This window comes from Castellaniella sp., assembly GCF_041675725.1.
GTDB lineage: Bacteria > Pseudomonadota > Gammaproteobacteria > Burkholderiales > Burkholderiaceae_B > Castellaniella.
Genome location: NZ_JBAYTI010000021.1, coordinates 1 through 14,055, shown reverse-complemented (window position 1 = coordinate 14,055; position 14,055 = coordinate 1). Strand labels below are relative to the sequence as shown.

The following is a 14,055-nucleotide window of genomic DNA, read 5'->3' as shown; positions in this document are numbered from 1 at the left end:
GTTTCTTGAAGCACTACGCCACCGAAATGAAATGGAGAAATCATGTATATCGCAATCGTTCAAATACCAGGAATCAGCAGAACCAAGGAAAAGGCCATGGCGGATGCGCAGAGCACCATAGAGAAATTTTCCAAGGTCGAGGGCCTGCTGGCCAAATACTATCTCAACGGAGAAGCAGGGGGGGGCGGGGTGTACATCTGGGAGTCCAAAGAGGCTGCCGACAAGTGGTACACCAAAGAATGGGAGGAGGCCAATGTAAAGAGATTCGGGACAAAGCCGATTCTTACTTGTTATGAAAACTACGTCCGTTTGGATAATGAAAACAGGAAAGTATATCTTGACAATGTTGCTCAGGATATAAGCTGATCACATCAAATCAAAGGAGATTACCGTGAACTTCAAGAAGACGATCGTTGCCCTGTCCTTATTGGGTCTGGGCAGTTTGGCGTATGCTGCAGACGAGACCCTCGACGTTGGGGTCATTGCAACGATATCCGGCGCCGGCGCGGGTTGGGGGCAGGCCATCCAGCATGGTGTCGAGCTGGCGGCCAAAGAAGTCAATGAAGCGGGCGGGCTCGAGGTTGACGGCAAGAAGTACAAAATCAACGTCATCACATATGATGACAAATACCAGGCAGGTGAGGCCGTCACCGCGGTGAATCGTCTGGTTCACCAGGACAAAGTCAAGTTCATCATTGGTCCGGTGGGCTCGGCCGCCGCGGTGGCAATCAAGCCGGTGACCGAAAAAAATGAAGTCATCATGTCGACCATGGCGTTCAGTGAAAAAATCCTGAACGAAAACTCTCCCTTCACGTTCCGGGCCAACGTAACCACCGTTGAATTTGCCCAACCCCAGATCGACTGGATCGTCAAGAAATACGGGATCAAGAAAATCGGTTCGTTCTTCCCCAATGATGAAACCGGCCTTCAGGTTTCCAAAGACGTCGAAAAGGCGTATGGCAATGCGGGCGTCGAACTGGTCGGTAAAGAATTCTACGAGCGCGATCGGGTCGACTTCGTTCCCATGCTCACCCGGCTGATGGGGCTGGATGTCGATGCCATCGAGCTCAACATCAATGCGCCGTCGTCAGCGGGCCTGATTGTCAAGCAGGCCCGGGACCTGGGTTTCGAAGGCCTGTTCATACGCACCGGGGGGCCGTCTACCCAAGAGATCGTCAACGTGGCCGGCGAGGATGCGTCGGAAGGCATTTTGGTGCATACGCTGATCGACCCGGATCTTGCCACGACACAAGCGTACATGCAGAAGCACAAAGAGAATTACACGCAGGCCATGAATGGCTTCAGTCCGTCTTTTTACGATACGGCCCGAATGATTTTCGAAGCCATCAAGCAGGCCAATACGGTCGACGATACCAAGGCGGTGGTCGCCAAGCTTGAAAACATCAAGGATTTCGATGGCGCCGCAGGGAAAATATCCTGGACGGGCCAAGACACCTACGGTATCAACCACCAGATCAGCACGCCGTTTTACGTGGCTGAAGTGGTGGATGGCCAAGAAGTGATCCGTGCGCGGTGCACTGTGGAAACGGGCTGCCAGGACGGCTGAAGACCAACATGTTCAGCGAAACAATAGTTATACAGGCTATTGTAAACGGCATCGTCATCGGCAGCTTATACCTGCTGATGGCGATCGGGTTTACCGTCGTATTTGGCCTGATGCGCATCGTGAATTTCTCGCATGCCGAATTCTACATGCTCGGCGCGTTCATCTGTTTTGTGGGGATTGCCTATTTTCGGCTGCCGTTCATTTTGGTGGTGCTGGCAACCTTTCTGATCGCGCTCGCCTTTGGAAGTCTGGTCGAACTTTCCATATTGAAGCGCATGCGGGGCGACGAGCTCAGCGGCATGATCGCCACCATCGGCATCGGGATGATCCTGCAAAGCGTGGCACTCATCATTTTCGGCCCGGATCCGCTTGCCGTACCCAGCATTGCCAAGGGCATCATACGCATCGGTGGCGCGGTACTGCCAAAGGCCCGAATCTACGCAGGTGTGTTTTCGATCGGCGTTCTGGTCACCATGTATTTCTTTTTTCACCATACCCGGCATGGCCGGGCGCTGCGTGCGGTCGTGCAGGATCGCGAGGCTGCGCAGATCCAGGGTATCAATGTAAGCGTGTATTACCCGATCGGCTTTGGTCTCGGTGTCGGTCTCGCATCGCTGGCCGGCGCGTTGATGGCGCCCATATTTTCTGTATATCCCACGGTCGGTTTCGGCCCCATGGTGAAGTCGTTCATCGTGGTGATCGTCGGGGGGCTGGGGTCCATACCGGGGGCTGCGATCGCCGCCATGATTCTAGGCATCAGTGAAAGCCTATCGGGCACGTTCTTGAAATCCAGCTATGCCGAAATGTTCCTGTTCCTGTTCGTGATCGGCCTGCTGGTGTTGCGCCCACAAGGCTTGCTTGGTGAAAAGAGTTGAAAAACATGAAAAAGAACATGGTGATCCCAGCCGCCCTGGTGCTGGTGGCGCTCGTCTATTATGTTTCTGCCGGCAATGTCTTTTATGCCCACATGCTGATCATGGCGGCCATCAATACGGTGCTGGTCAGCGGCCTTTCGCTGGTCGCCCGAACAGGCCGGCTGTCATTCGGGCATTCGGCCTTTGCGGCGATCAGCGCCTATGTCTGTGCCATTCTGACCACACAGTATGGCGTCAGCTGGGTTCTGGCTGCGCTCTGCGGCCTTGCCGCCACCACGGTGGTGGCCTACCTCCTGGGCAGCGTGATCGTCAAACTTCGGGGCGTATATTTCGTGCTGGTCACGTTTGCATTTGCCGAATTCACCCGGCTGGCCCTGCTCGAATTTCCCGAGACGACCGGTGGCGCCAGCGGTCTGGCCGAAATCCCGCCGCTCGGGATCGGGGGGTTCGTCATCGAAGGGGTCGACCGCTGGCTCGTGTTTTCCGTGTTGTTCTGTATTGTCTTGACGCTATTGATGAGCCGGTTTTTCAAAACGACCTCCGGCAAGGAATATCTATCGGTCAATGACAATCCGGATCTGGCCGAGTCATCCGGCATCAGCGTGTCTTCGGTTCAGTTGGCCTCATTCGTGATCGGTGGCGCGATCACGGGTTTCGGCGGCATTCTCATGAGCTCGTACATCGAGTTCGTGTCGCCCGAATCCTTCAATCTGCACCTGTCCATCACGCTGGTCACCATGCTGGTGATCGGGGGGGTCAACTCGTCGTGGGGTCCGCTCATCGGCGCCTTGTTTCTGACGCCGTTGCCCGAAATCCTCAGGGGGGCGCAAGAATACCAGCATCTGTTCTACGGGATCGTGCTGGTGTTGATCCTGATGATCAGGCCCCAGGGGCTCGTGTCGATCTTCTCCGGCCTGTCGTCCTCGGTGGGCGCTCTGAAGAAAGAGAAGAAAAGTGCTTGAAATAGTCAACATATCAAAGAATTTCGGCGGGCTGGCGGCCTTGTCGGACATCAGCCTCAGCGTGGCCAAGGGTGAAACCGTCGGCATCATCGGCCCCAACGGCGCCGGCAAGACGACGGCCTTCAATATTGTGACCGGCACGTTGCCCCCCAGTGCCGGAAAGGTGTTCTTCAACAAGAAGGACATCACCGGGCTGAAACCCAGCCGGATCGTCAAGCTGGGTCTCGCCCGGACATTTCAGAACGCGTCGCTTTATCCGGATTGCAGCGTTCACGAGAACATTTTTCGCGGCACCCTCTGGAAGCTCAAGCGCAATATGTTCCTCAATCTGATGCCCCCTGCAGGCGAGTATTCCTCTCGGCTGGACAGCGCGCATCAGTTGGTCGCCGACATCATGGAAACGCTTGAGCTCGAGTCCTATCGCGACGTGCTCGCCAACGAACTGCCATACGGGATCCAGAAAAAGGTGGGGGTGGCGATCGGCCTGGCCACGTCGCCCGAGATCCTGCTCATGGACGAACCGGCAGCGGGCCTGAACAGCAAAGAATCAAGAGAGTTCGGGCGGCTGATCAACCGGATCAAGGCGCATTACGGGCTGACGGTATTGCTGGTAGAGCATCACATTGCACTGGTTCGTGAAATCTCATCGAAGATCATCGTCATTTCGCAGGGCAAGGTGATTGCCACGGGGACACCCGAACAGGTACTGAATGACGCGCGCGTCATAGAGTCTTATTTGGGCGGAGGGGGTTGGCATGCTGAAGGTTGAAGGCATATCCGTCAAGTATGGTTTGCTCGAAGCGGTGTCCTCGGTTTCCATTCATGTCAAAAAAGGCCAGATCGTCAGCCTGATTGGCGCGAATGGCGCCGGAAAGTCCACGACGCTCAAATCCATCATAGGGATTCTGCCGCTTGCCAAGGGCAGGATACTCTACGAAGGGGTGGATATCACCCATACGAAGTCGCACGAGCGGGTGGCCAAAGGCATCGTGCTCTGCCCGGAAGGGCGGCGGCTGTTTCCGCGGATGACGGTCTATGAGAATCTGCTGACCGGGGCGCATCTGCATAATGACCTTCAGATCCGAAAAGAGAATCTCGAATATCTTTACGGGCTTTTCCCCCGGGTGGCCGACCGCCGAAAACAGGTGGCTGGCTCCCTGTCTGGGGGCGAGCAGCAGATGGTGGCCATTGGCAGGGCGTTGATGTCCAGCCCAAGGCTGCTCATGCTCGACGAACCCTCGCTGGGGCTCGCCCCCAAGATCATCAAGGAAATCGAACAGGCGATCATGAAGATCGTCGAAGTCAAAAAGACGTCGGTCCTGTTGGTCGAGCAGAATGCAAACCTGGCCCTGCACATGTCGGATTTCGCTTATGTGCTCGAGAAGGGCGAGATCATCCGGGATGGAACGGGCAAGGATCTTGCAAACAATGAAGAGATAAAGAAGATTTATCTCGGTATATGAATGACGTGCCAGATGGGTTGACAATGGATACCGAAGTTGTGGTGATTGGCAGTGGGATCGGTGGCTCGGTCACGGCCGGACGTTTGGCAGAGGCGGGCCTCAAGGTCACCGTGCTGGAGCGCGGGCCTTGGTGGGATACCGTACCCACCCGCTCGGCCGGCATCGAAAACAGGGCCAAACTTCCCAGGGGGTTCAAGCTGTTTTACCGTGCGGTTCGATCCATATCGTTGCCGTGGCTTCCGGCAGACCGCCTCACGCTGAACAAGACAGGGCTGTTCGACCTGTATTTCTCCAAAGGAATGGAGGTCGTATGCGCCTCCGGGGTGGGGGGGGGCAGCCACGTGTATTCCGCCGTACATCGCCGGCCACAGAAGGATGATTACTGGGATGGGCATTATGTGGATCTGGATGAATCCACCATGAAGCCTTTTTACGAGCGTTTCATCCAGCGGGTCGGTTCCCAGAAGCCAGGTGCGGACAACAGGCCGCCCCATACCGCCTTGGAAGTCTTTGTAAATGACACCCATTTCGTGCCGGCCATCCCGAAAGTCGATTCCAGGGTCGGGTTCCTGCTGCCCGAAAAATCCTACGAACATAAACTGGTCCATAGCGACGAAACGATTCAGAGGTGGCAGGCGGATTACAACAGCGATGATCATGGGTTTCTGGGGGCGCCGTCCGGATCCAAATCGTCGATGGACATCGTCTATCTCCTGCCGGGCATGAAAAAGGGCCTGAATGTGCAGGATCTATGCGAAGTACAGTACATCAGGCGTGTCGAAGGCAAGCGCCACCGGTTCGAGGTCATTTATAAAGACTTGCGCAACAATACCCTGCAGACCCTATCCGCCGATCATGTGTTCGTGGGGGCCGGTACGATGAACACTTTGCGCCTGCTGCTTGCCAGCAGAGACAAATACAAGGCGCTGACGGGCATGCCGGGTCTGGGCCGGCGCTTCAGCGGCAATGGCGATATTCGTGGGTTTTGGGACCTGAATGACAAAACGCGCGATTTCACCAAGGGCCTGCCCAGCAAAGGGGGGATTCTGCTGAAAGACAATCCCCATGGCGACATTGTCATCGGCCGAAATGGCTTGCCCAGCCTGAGCCATTATCCCTTTCCGTCGTTCGTGCTCAACCGGCTGCGGCACGGCATGGTGGTCAGCGGCATGGGCATCGATGCGATGGATGGCGTGGCCAGCATCAGAAATGGCCGATTCAGAATCGATTTTGATCCATCCAATAGCCCGATCTACGAGCAGATCAAGAAGACCATGAAAGACGTAAGTGCGGCATCGGGCCACCGGATTTATGCCACCAGGCGTCCGTCCACCGTGCATCCTCTGGGTGGCGCATGCGTGGGGCGGCTTGAAGATGACGGCGTCGTCGCCAGCAATGGCGAGGTCCATGGTATACCGGGGCTGTTCGTGGTCGATGCCGCCGCTCTTCCAGAGCCGGTCGGTGCGGGCCCATCCATGACCATTGGCGCCTGGGCGGAAAACGTGGCGTCCAGGTTCCTGGACAAGGCCGGCCAGTCGGCCGTCGATCTGAATGGCTGACGTGCGGCGGCCCGACTTCAACCCTGACATATGGATCCATACCCATGTTCATCACAAGCAAAGACAGATCGATTTATTACCAGCTCGATGGCAATGCTCAGGGGCCGAGGCTGGTGCTCCTGAACTCTTTGGGCACCTCACTGGGTTCCTGGAACGAGGTCGTGGCGATTCTGGCAGGCAAATACCATTTGCTGCGCATCGACAAGTCTGGACACGGCCAATCCGCCTCGTATTCTGGCGAACTGCGCATATCGGATAATGCGGCCGACGTGCTGGCCGTCATGGACGCCGTATCCTGGGACAAGGCGAACGTCTGCGGGGTATCGATTGGCGGGATGACGATTCTCGACCTCGCCATCCATCATCCCCACAGGCTCGACAAAATCATTTTGTCCAACACCTCATCCTATGTCAGCCCCGAGCACTTGATCGAGCGCGCGGCGTTGATTCGGAAGTTTGGCATTGCTTTTGTGGCGGCGCAGGTGGTTGGGCGGTTTTTCATCGAATCGTCGACCGTATCGAGCAATGAAAGATTCGCCGTGGCGGTGCGGGATTTCCTGGCGTGCGATGACGAGAGCTACTGCCGTTGGTGCGAAGCCATCGTGGCCATGGATTACAGGCCCGGTCTGCATCAAATCGACGCGCAGACCTTGGTCATCACCGGAGAACACGATAAGGCGACCCCTGCGCACATGGGCCAGCATCTGCATCAAGCCATCTATGGGGCCGAAAGGATCCATCTGCCGTACGGGCATATTCCATATATGGATGATGCGCAGCAGTATGCTGATATTCTCGACCGATTCCTTTCGGGGCGTCAGCCGGCATCGGCCCGGTAGCGCACCGGCTCATGCCATAGCCCGGCGTCATAGAAGCCGCGTGCCGTGTGGGGATCGTGCAGGGTGAGGAGCATGGATTGCATGAGAGGTCTCGTTCGTTGTTCAGACGATACGACGCTGGCTCAGGCGATGGAACCCAACGCCGACGCCTTGCCGCTGGAAATTCTGTGCGCGATCAACTGTAATGGCAGTTCCAGGGTCTGGAGGTCGGGCGATCTGCCCAGGCTCAGGCGCAGCGCATGCGGGGTGGCACCGTCCGGGATGAGATCATCGGCGACCAGGAAATGGGATGCGGGCGAGACCTGGATGCCTTCCCGGTAGAGCTCGGCGCTTAGGTCGTCGGGCCGGATCTGGCCCGTGTCGACCCAGACGTGGTAGCTGGAGGCGTCGCCGGGCGTGTGCAGGAATTCGCCCAGAATGCGCCGGGCCAGGTCGACCCGGCGCCGGGCCTCGCCCCGGTGCCTGTCGATGCATAGGCGGGCCCGGCCCGACTCGATGAGCCGGGTGGCAAAGTGCATCTGCAGGGTCGGGGCCGTCCAGCCCAGATTGAACAGGGCGTCGCGCAGCTGCGGTATCCAGTGGCTGCCTGCGGCCAGGTATCCGATGCGCAACCCGGCGGCGACGGTCTTGGACAGGCTGGTGACGAGAATGCCATGGTCGGGCACTTGCGCCATCAGCGGGGGCGGGGCGGTGTCGCCGCCCAGGAGCCCGTAGATGTCGTCTTCGATGATGGGTACGTTGGCCGACCTGGCCAGTTGGCAGAGCAGGCGCCGATTGGCGGTGGAGTAGGTCGCCGTGGTGGGGTTGTGCATGACCGGCGTGCACACAATGGCTTTGGGGCTGTGCTGCTGCAGCGCTTTGCGCAGGCTGGCCGGGCACAATCCTTCACGGTGGACCCGGATCCCCACGAGGCGGATGCGCAGCAGTTGGCCGATGCGCCGCAAGCCAGTGTAGTTCAGCTGCTCGCAGAGCACCGTGTCCCCAGGCTGTGTCAGTGCCGACAGGCAGGCCAGCAAGCCTTCATGGGCCCCCTGGGTGATCAGGACCTGCTCGGGGGCCATCGTCAGCCCGCGCATCGCCAGCCAGTGGCAGGCCGCCTGGCGATGACGGATATCGCCCGGAATCGGATCATAGTCGAGGCAGTTGGAGGCTGGGCCCTCGGCCGCCAGCTCCTGGAGATTGTCGTGCAGAATATCGTGTACCAGCGAAGCGGGCGGCGCATTCAAAGACAGGTCGCGCGAAGATTCTGCCAGGGGGCCGCCGGTGTCGGTACGGGCGGATGGGGGCCCGCTGGCCGGCCCCATGGCAATGAAAGTCCCGCTGCCGGGCTTGGCATGCACCAGGCCTTGATGGGTGGCCAGATTGATCGCCTTGGTGAGGGTGGCAATGGTCACCCCCAGATAGCGCGCGATGTCGCGTTGGGGGGGCAGGCGCAGACCGGGCGCCAGGTCGCCGCGTTCCACGCCCTGCTGGATGGCTTGCGAGACAGCGACATATTTGGGGATGCCGTCCGGCTCGAGCCGTGGCGCCCAGGTGCCGATGAGGGCCTGGCGCGGCGCGGGTGCCGGGTCTGCCGGCTGAGCCGCCTGCCCGGTGCGCCGGCGCCTGGCTGCCCGGTCCGGTGTTTTCATGGACATTCACTCATAATACTGGTTGACCCCTCGAATAATACTACATAATATCAACATTAAAACTAGTCTGCTTTCGGGAGAATAATCGATGGTACAACCAAGCCTGCGGGCACTGATCGACGGCGAACTCTACGTGCCGGGCCTGTCGGCCGAATACGTGGCCAACACGTACGGCATTCCATTGGCCGACGTGGCCAAGCTCGGGTCGGCCGAAAATCCCCATGGCGCGTCGCCCAAGGCGCGGGCCGCCGTAGAAGCCGCTCTGGGGCGCCTGTCCGTGTATCCAGACTGGACTGCACAGGCCCTGCGCATCGCCATTGCCAAGAAATTCGACCTCGATCCCGACGGGGTCGTGTGCGGTTCGGGCGAGACCGAAGTGATCTCGATGGTGATACGGGCCTTTGCCGGGCCCGATGAGGCCGTGCTCATGCACGAACTGTGCTTTCCCCTGTATCGAATCTACGCGACCTGCGAAGGCCGGCGTCCCATTTACGCGCCCATGGGCAAGGATTTCACGTTCGAGATGGATCGCTACATCGCCCTGATGCAGCGCGAACGCCCCCGCATCGCCTTCCTGACCACGCCCCACAACCCCAGCGGGCGCCTGCTGCCGGAAGCGGACATCCGCCGGGTGTGTGAATCTGCGGATCCCCGCACGCTGGTCGTACTGGACGAGGCCTATATCCACTACAGTGAAACGCCCGGCAGCGCGCACCTGCTGCGCGATTACCCGAACCTGATCGTGCTGCGCACGTTCTCCAAGGCCTATGGTCTGGCGGGCTTGCGTATCGGCTTCGGCATGGCGCGCAACCTCGCCCTGATCGAGCCGCTCAGGCGCATCAAGCCGACCTGGAACATGGGGCAGCTGCAAATCGCCGGTGGCGTGGCCGGCATTGAAGACGATGCGCACGTCGCGCGCGCGGTGCAGACCATCTCCGACAGCCGGGCCGACGTGCAGGCCCGGATGGCGGGCATGGACCGTTTCCGCATGGTGCCCGGCTCGCGCTCGAATTTCTTCCTGACAGAAATCCTGGACCCCGCCCTGGGCGCGAGCGATGTGTTTCACCAGCTGCTCGAGCAGGGCGTCATCGTCAAGGACGGCAATGACATTCTGGGGCTGGGCGACCGGTATCTGCGGGTAGACCTGAATCTGCAGAAACACATGGACCGCTTCCTGCGGGCCTTGTCCGAAGTCCGCGCGCCGAGCCGCGTCTGACGCCGGGTCCCGCCATGGAAGATCAGACCATGCTGATTGGTATCGACGTAGGGGGTACATTCACGGACGTGATCGCCCTGGCGCCCGCCAGCGGGCAGATCGTGGCGACGTTCAAGGTACCCTCCACACCCGAGGACCCGGCCGACGCCGTCATCGACGCCTTGCAGCGCCTCTCGGAGATCCGTCCGCTGCAGGGCGCCATCGTATGCCATGGCACGACCGTAGGCACCAACACGCTGATCCAGAGGAAAGGGGCACGGGTCGCGCTGTTGACCACGCAGGGTTTTACCGACGTGATCGAACTGCGCCGCCAGGACAGGCCCACGCTTTATCACCTGGACGTTCGGGTCTCCGAACCGCTGGTGCCGCACGAACGGCGTTTCGGGGTGCACGAACGGCTGGATGCCCGGGGCGCCATCGTTCAGCCACTGGCGGGCGTCGAGTCCCTGGTCGAACAGGTCCGGGCAGCCGATGCCGAGGCGTTTGCCATTTCCTGCCTGCATGCCTACGCCAATCCGGTCCACGAAGCCCGGCTCGCCGCCGCACTGCGGCAGGCGTTTCCGGATCACTTCATTTCCGTGTCTCACGACGTATGCCCCGAGTTTCGCGAATATGAGCGCACCAGCACGACGGTGGTCAATGCGTACATCGGCCCGGCCGTGCAGCGCTACGTTCGACGGCTCGATCACGAAACCCGCCGGCTGGGGGTGCGCAGCCTGATGGTGGTCAAGTCCAACGGCGGCCTGACGTCGCCCGACAACGCGCAGCGCTATCCGGTGCACCTCATCGAATCGGGCCCGGCAGCGGGCATGATTGCGACACAGGCCTATGCCCGGGTGACCGGCCGGCCCAATCTCATTGCGTTCGATATGGGGGGCACGACCGCCAAAGCCGGCGTGATTCATGATTATCAACCCAGGGTCACAGACGAATTCCATGCAGATCGGCTCGAGGGCGGGCGCAACGTGGGTGGCTATCCCATACGCAGTGCGGTGCTCGATATCGTAGAGGTCGGCGCCGGGGGCGGCAGCATTGCCTGGATCGATCCAGGCGGCGTACCCAAGGTGGGGCCTGACAGCGCCGGCGCGGATCCGGGGCCGGCCTGCTATGGCAAGGGCGGACAACGGCCGACCGTGACCGACGCGCATGCCGTGATCGGCACGCTGAGCAGCGAGACGTTCGAGGGCACCGGGATCCATTTTTCGCGCGATGCGGCGGTCGGGGCCATCGAACGCCACATCGCACAGCCCATGGGCTGGTCGCTGGCCCGGGCCGCGCATGCCATCATCGAGATTGCTGTTGCCAACATGACGGAGATGGTGCGTTTGGCTACCGTGCGCCGCGGCTACGACCCGCGCGAATTCTCCCTCCTGGCTTCGGGGGGTGCGGGGCCGTTGCATGCCGCCCTGGTCGGGGCCGAGGTGGGCGTGCGCGATGTACTGATTCCACCCCAGTCCGGGATCTTTTCCGCGTTGGGCGCGGTGCTTGGCGAGGTGCGGCATGACGTGTCGGCCACCCTGTTGCAGCCGCTCGAGGCGCTCGATCCGGCCGCCGTGGTCGCGGCCTTCGAGGGCCTGGCAAGCAAGGTGGCCGGTCTGCTTGCGGCTGAATCGGCGGATGCTGCGCAGGCGCAGTACCAGCGCTTCGCCGATTTGCGTTTCGTCGGGCAACTCTTCGAGCTGCGGGTGTCGCTGGGCGAAGTGCACGACCCCATGCCGGCCGTGGCCTTGATCGAGCAGCGTTTCCGGGCCGCCTACCAGGACGAATTCGGCTTCGATTTGTCGGGCTCGCGCATCGAGCTGGTGAACATTCATCTGGTGGCCAGTCTGCCACTCAAGATGCAGGGCGAGCGCTTGTTCGATCCAGCCCCCGCCACCGTCGACGGCGGTGCCCATCAAGTGCGCGCCTATCTGGACGCCGACGGACACACGCATCAGGTTCCCGTTCATCGGGCGCGAGACTGCGCCGGCCAGTCCCTGCGGGGCCCGGTATTGATCGATCATTCGGGCTCGACGATCTGGGTGCCCCAAGATACCGTGGCCAGCGTACAGGCCGACGGCAGTGTCATCTTCAAGCTTTCTGGTGGGTGAAATCATGGCCTCGAAAAAATACGGACAAGAATATGGCAAGGATGGGATGGCGCCATCCGGACCGGCGGATGCGCCGTTGGGGCCGGGCGTGCTGGAGCAGGACCCGGTCACGTTCGAGGTGGTCAACAGCGCCTTGCATGCCATTTGCGCCGAAATGAAAAGCATCATCATGCGCACGTCGTTTTCTCCGCTGCTCAGCCTGTCGGCGGACCTGTCCTGTGCCTTGCTCGACGTGCGCTGCAACGTGATCGCACAAGGGGTCGACATCCCGGTGCATCTGGGCGCTGCACGCTACACGGGGCAGGCGGCCCTGAAATACTATCCGCCAGAGACCTGGCGGGACGGGGATGGGGTCCTCCTCAACGATCCCTATGAAGGGGGTACGCATCTGCCGGACATGTCGCTGCTCACACCCATCTTTTCCCAGGGCATCCTGGTGGGGTTTGCGCTCAGCCGCATCCATTGGCCGGACATCGGCGGCATCGCCGCCGGCAGCTCGAGCGTGTCGGATGAGATCATCAAAGAGGGCTTGCGGATCCCGCCCATCCGGATTCTCGACGAAGGGGCCGTACGCGAAGACGTATTGCGGCTGATTCTGGCGAATGTGCGGGTGCCGGGCGACCGCAAGGGGGATTTCCACGCGGCCCTGGCTGGCCACAAACGGGCAACCGAACGGGTGATCGAACTGTGCGCGCGCTACGGAACAAACGTCATCACCCGCATCATGGCGGATACGCAGGCCTACAGCCGTCGCCTGGTCGAGGCGCGGCTGCGCGACCTGCCGGATGCCGAGGTCGTGCGCGAAGAAACCCTGGACAGCGATGGCGTCGATCCGGATGCGGCGCCTTTGGTCAGGGTCCGGATCAAGAAAACGGGGGTGCGCCTGATTTTTGATTTCACGGGCTCCTCGCCTTGCGTGGCGGGTCCGATCAATGCGCCTTTGCCGGTGACGGCTTCAGCCGTGTTCTATACCGTGCTGAGTTTCCTGGGGGGCGATATCTCGCCGAATTCGGGCGTTTACGCGGGGGTGGAGATCATTGCCCCAGAGAACTCCATCGTCCATGCGGCATATCCCCACCCGGTGGTGGCGGCCAATACCGAGACCGCGAACCGCATGGCCGACATGCTCCTGGGGGCGTTGGGCGAAGCCTATCCACAGCTGGCCTGTGCCGGCAGCTATGGGTCGGCCTGCGTCTACACCATGGGCGGGGTGGTCCCCGAAAGCCACAGGCCGTTCGTGCATTACGAAACCATCGGCGGCGGCATGGGTGCCACGGCGGCGGGCCGCGGTATCAGCGGGCACCGCGTGCATATGGGCAACACCATGAACCTGCCGATCGAAGGCATGGAGGCCAGCATGCCGGTGCGCTTCATCGAGTATGGGATCGTGCGCGGGTCAGGCGGCAGCGGCCGCCATCCAGGCGGCGACGGGGTACGCAAGACGATCGAGGTATTGACCGACCACGTCCGTGCCTCGGTGCTCGGCGAGCGTACGAAGACACCAGCCGCCGGCAGCTCGGGCGGCTCGGCGGGGGCCCTTGCGCGTTTCTGCATCGAGTCCGCCGACGGCGCCCGGCGCGAACTGGTTGCCAAGAGCGGCCCGCACCGGCTGATGAAAGGAGACCGCCTGGTGATGGTCACCGCAGGGGGTGGGGGTTGGGGCGCCCACGAGCCGTCGGACGGCTCGCAAGCCTAGCCCCCGGGTTCATGGCTGGCTGGCGGCCGCCTGCCCCCCCGCGGCGCGGCGCTGGCGCCAGTGCAGCCACTCGCCGACGATGCCGCGGCGAAACGCCATGACGCAAAGGATGAAGATGACGCCGATGACCATGGTGACGGACTCGCCGAGCACGCGG

General features: G+C 60.9%; 12 protein-coding genes. 11 read left to right on the top strand and 1 reads right to left on the bottom strand.

Features of this window, described 5'->3' with window-relative positions; genetic code table 11:
* Window positions 1-42 precede the first annotated feature (42 nt).
* Genes WCZ84_RS06135 through WCZ84_RS06100 form a run of 8 tightly spaced genes read left to right on the top strand, consistent with a single transcriptional unit; the run spans window position 43 to window position 7,265 of the window.
* Entirely contained in the window at window positions 43-366 is a 324-nt protein-coding gene (locus tag WCZ84_RS06135; RefSeq protein WP_372685379.1) for a hypothetical protein, read from the top strand.
* 25 nt (window positions 367-391) lie between these two features.
* Entirely contained in the window at window positions 392-1,567 is a 1,176-nt protein-coding gene (locus WCZ84_RS06130) for an ABC transporter substrate-binding protein (RefSeq protein WP_372685378.1), read from the top strand.
* An 8-nt stretch (window positions 1,568-1,575) separates the two neighbouring features.
* On the top strand, window positions 1,576-2,442 hold the full coding sequence (locus WCZ84_RS06125; RefSeq protein WP_372685377.1) for a branched-chain amino acid ABC transporter permease: 867 nt from the start codon (window positions 1,576-1,578) through the stop codon (window positions 2,440-2,442).
* A gap of 5 nt (window positions 2,443-2,447) precedes the next feature.
* Window positions 2,448-3,404: a branched-chain amino acid ABC transporter permease gene (locus tag WCZ84_RS06120; protein WP_372685376.1), complete on the top strand. Its 957-nt coding sequence runs from the start codon at window positions 2,448-2,450 to the stop codon at window positions 3,402-3,404.
* A complete protein-coding gene (locus WCZ84_RS06115) occupies window positions 3,397-4,173 on the top strand; it encodes an ABC transporter ATP-binding protein (RefSeq protein WP_372685375.1) in 777 nt (258 codons plus the stop codon). The genes WCZ84_RS06120 and WCZ84_RS06115 overlap by 8 nt, the downstream gene beginning before the upstream one ends.
* Window positions 4,160-4,867 (top strand): ABC transporter ATP-binding protein, encoded by a 708-nt coding sequence (locus WCZ84_RS06110; RefSeq protein ID WP_372685374.1) that lies wholly within the window; start codon window positions 4,160-4,162, stop codon window positions 4,865-4,867. The genes WCZ84_RS06115 and WCZ84_RS06110 overlap by 14 nt, the downstream gene beginning before the upstream one ends.
* 23 nt (window positions 4,868-4,890) lie before the next feature.
* Window positions 4,891-6,426 carry a GMC oxidoreductase gene (locus WCZ84_RS06105; protein WP_372685373.1) on the top strand — a complete coding sequence of 512 codons (1,536 nt, stop codon included), beginning with the start codon at window positions 4,891-4,893 and terminating at the stop codon, window positions 6,424-6,426.
* Between the two features lie 44 nt (window positions 6,427-6,470).
* Window positions 6,471-7,265 (top strand): alpha/beta fold hydrolase, encoded by a 795-nt coding sequence (locus WCZ84_RS06100; protein ID WP_372685372.1) that lies wholly within the window; start codon window positions 6,471-6,473, stop codon window positions 7,263-7,265.
* A 122-nt stretch (window positions 7,266-7,387) separates the two neighbouring features.
* Here the strand turns inward: WCZ84_RS06100 and WCZ84_RS06095 are convergent, their stop codons facing one another.
* Window positions 7,388-8,896 (bottom strand): PLP-dependent aminotransferase family protein, encoded by a 1,509-nt coding sequence (locus WCZ84_RS06095; RefSeq protein ID WP_372685371.1) that lies wholly within the window; start codon window positions 8,894-8,896, stop codon window positions 7,388-7,390.
* 88 nt (window positions 8,897-8,984) lie between these two features.
* Here WCZ84_RS06095 and WCZ84_RS06090 point away from each other — a divergent pair, with 88 nt between their 5' ends.
* The 3 genes from WCZ84_RS06090 to WCZ84_RS06080 are packed head-to-tail and all read left to right on the top strand — an operon-like array spanning window position 8,985 to window position 13,898.
* Window positions 8,985-10,112 carry a histidinol-phosphate transaminase gene (locus WCZ84_RS06090; protein WP_372685370.1) on the top strand — a complete coding sequence of 376 codons (1,128 nt, stop codon included), beginning with the start codon at window positions 8,985-8,987 and terminating at the stop codon, window positions 10,110-10,112.
* 14 nt (window positions 10,113-10,126) lie between these two features.
* Entirely contained in the window at window positions 10,127-12,202 is a 2,076-nt protein-coding gene (locus WCZ84_RS06085) for a hydantoinase/oxoprolinase family protein (RefSeq protein ID WP_372685369.1), read from the top strand.
* Window positions 12,174-13,898: a hydantoinase B/oxoprolinase family protein gene (locus WCZ84_RS06080; protein WP_372685368.1), complete on the top strand. Its 1,725-nt coding sequence runs from the start codon at window positions 12,174-12,176 to the stop codon at window positions 13,896-13,898. Before WCZ84_RS06085 ends, WCZ84_RS06080 begins: the two co-directional genes overlap by 29 nt.
* The last annotated feature ends 157 nt before the right edge of the window (window positions 13,899-14,055 follow it).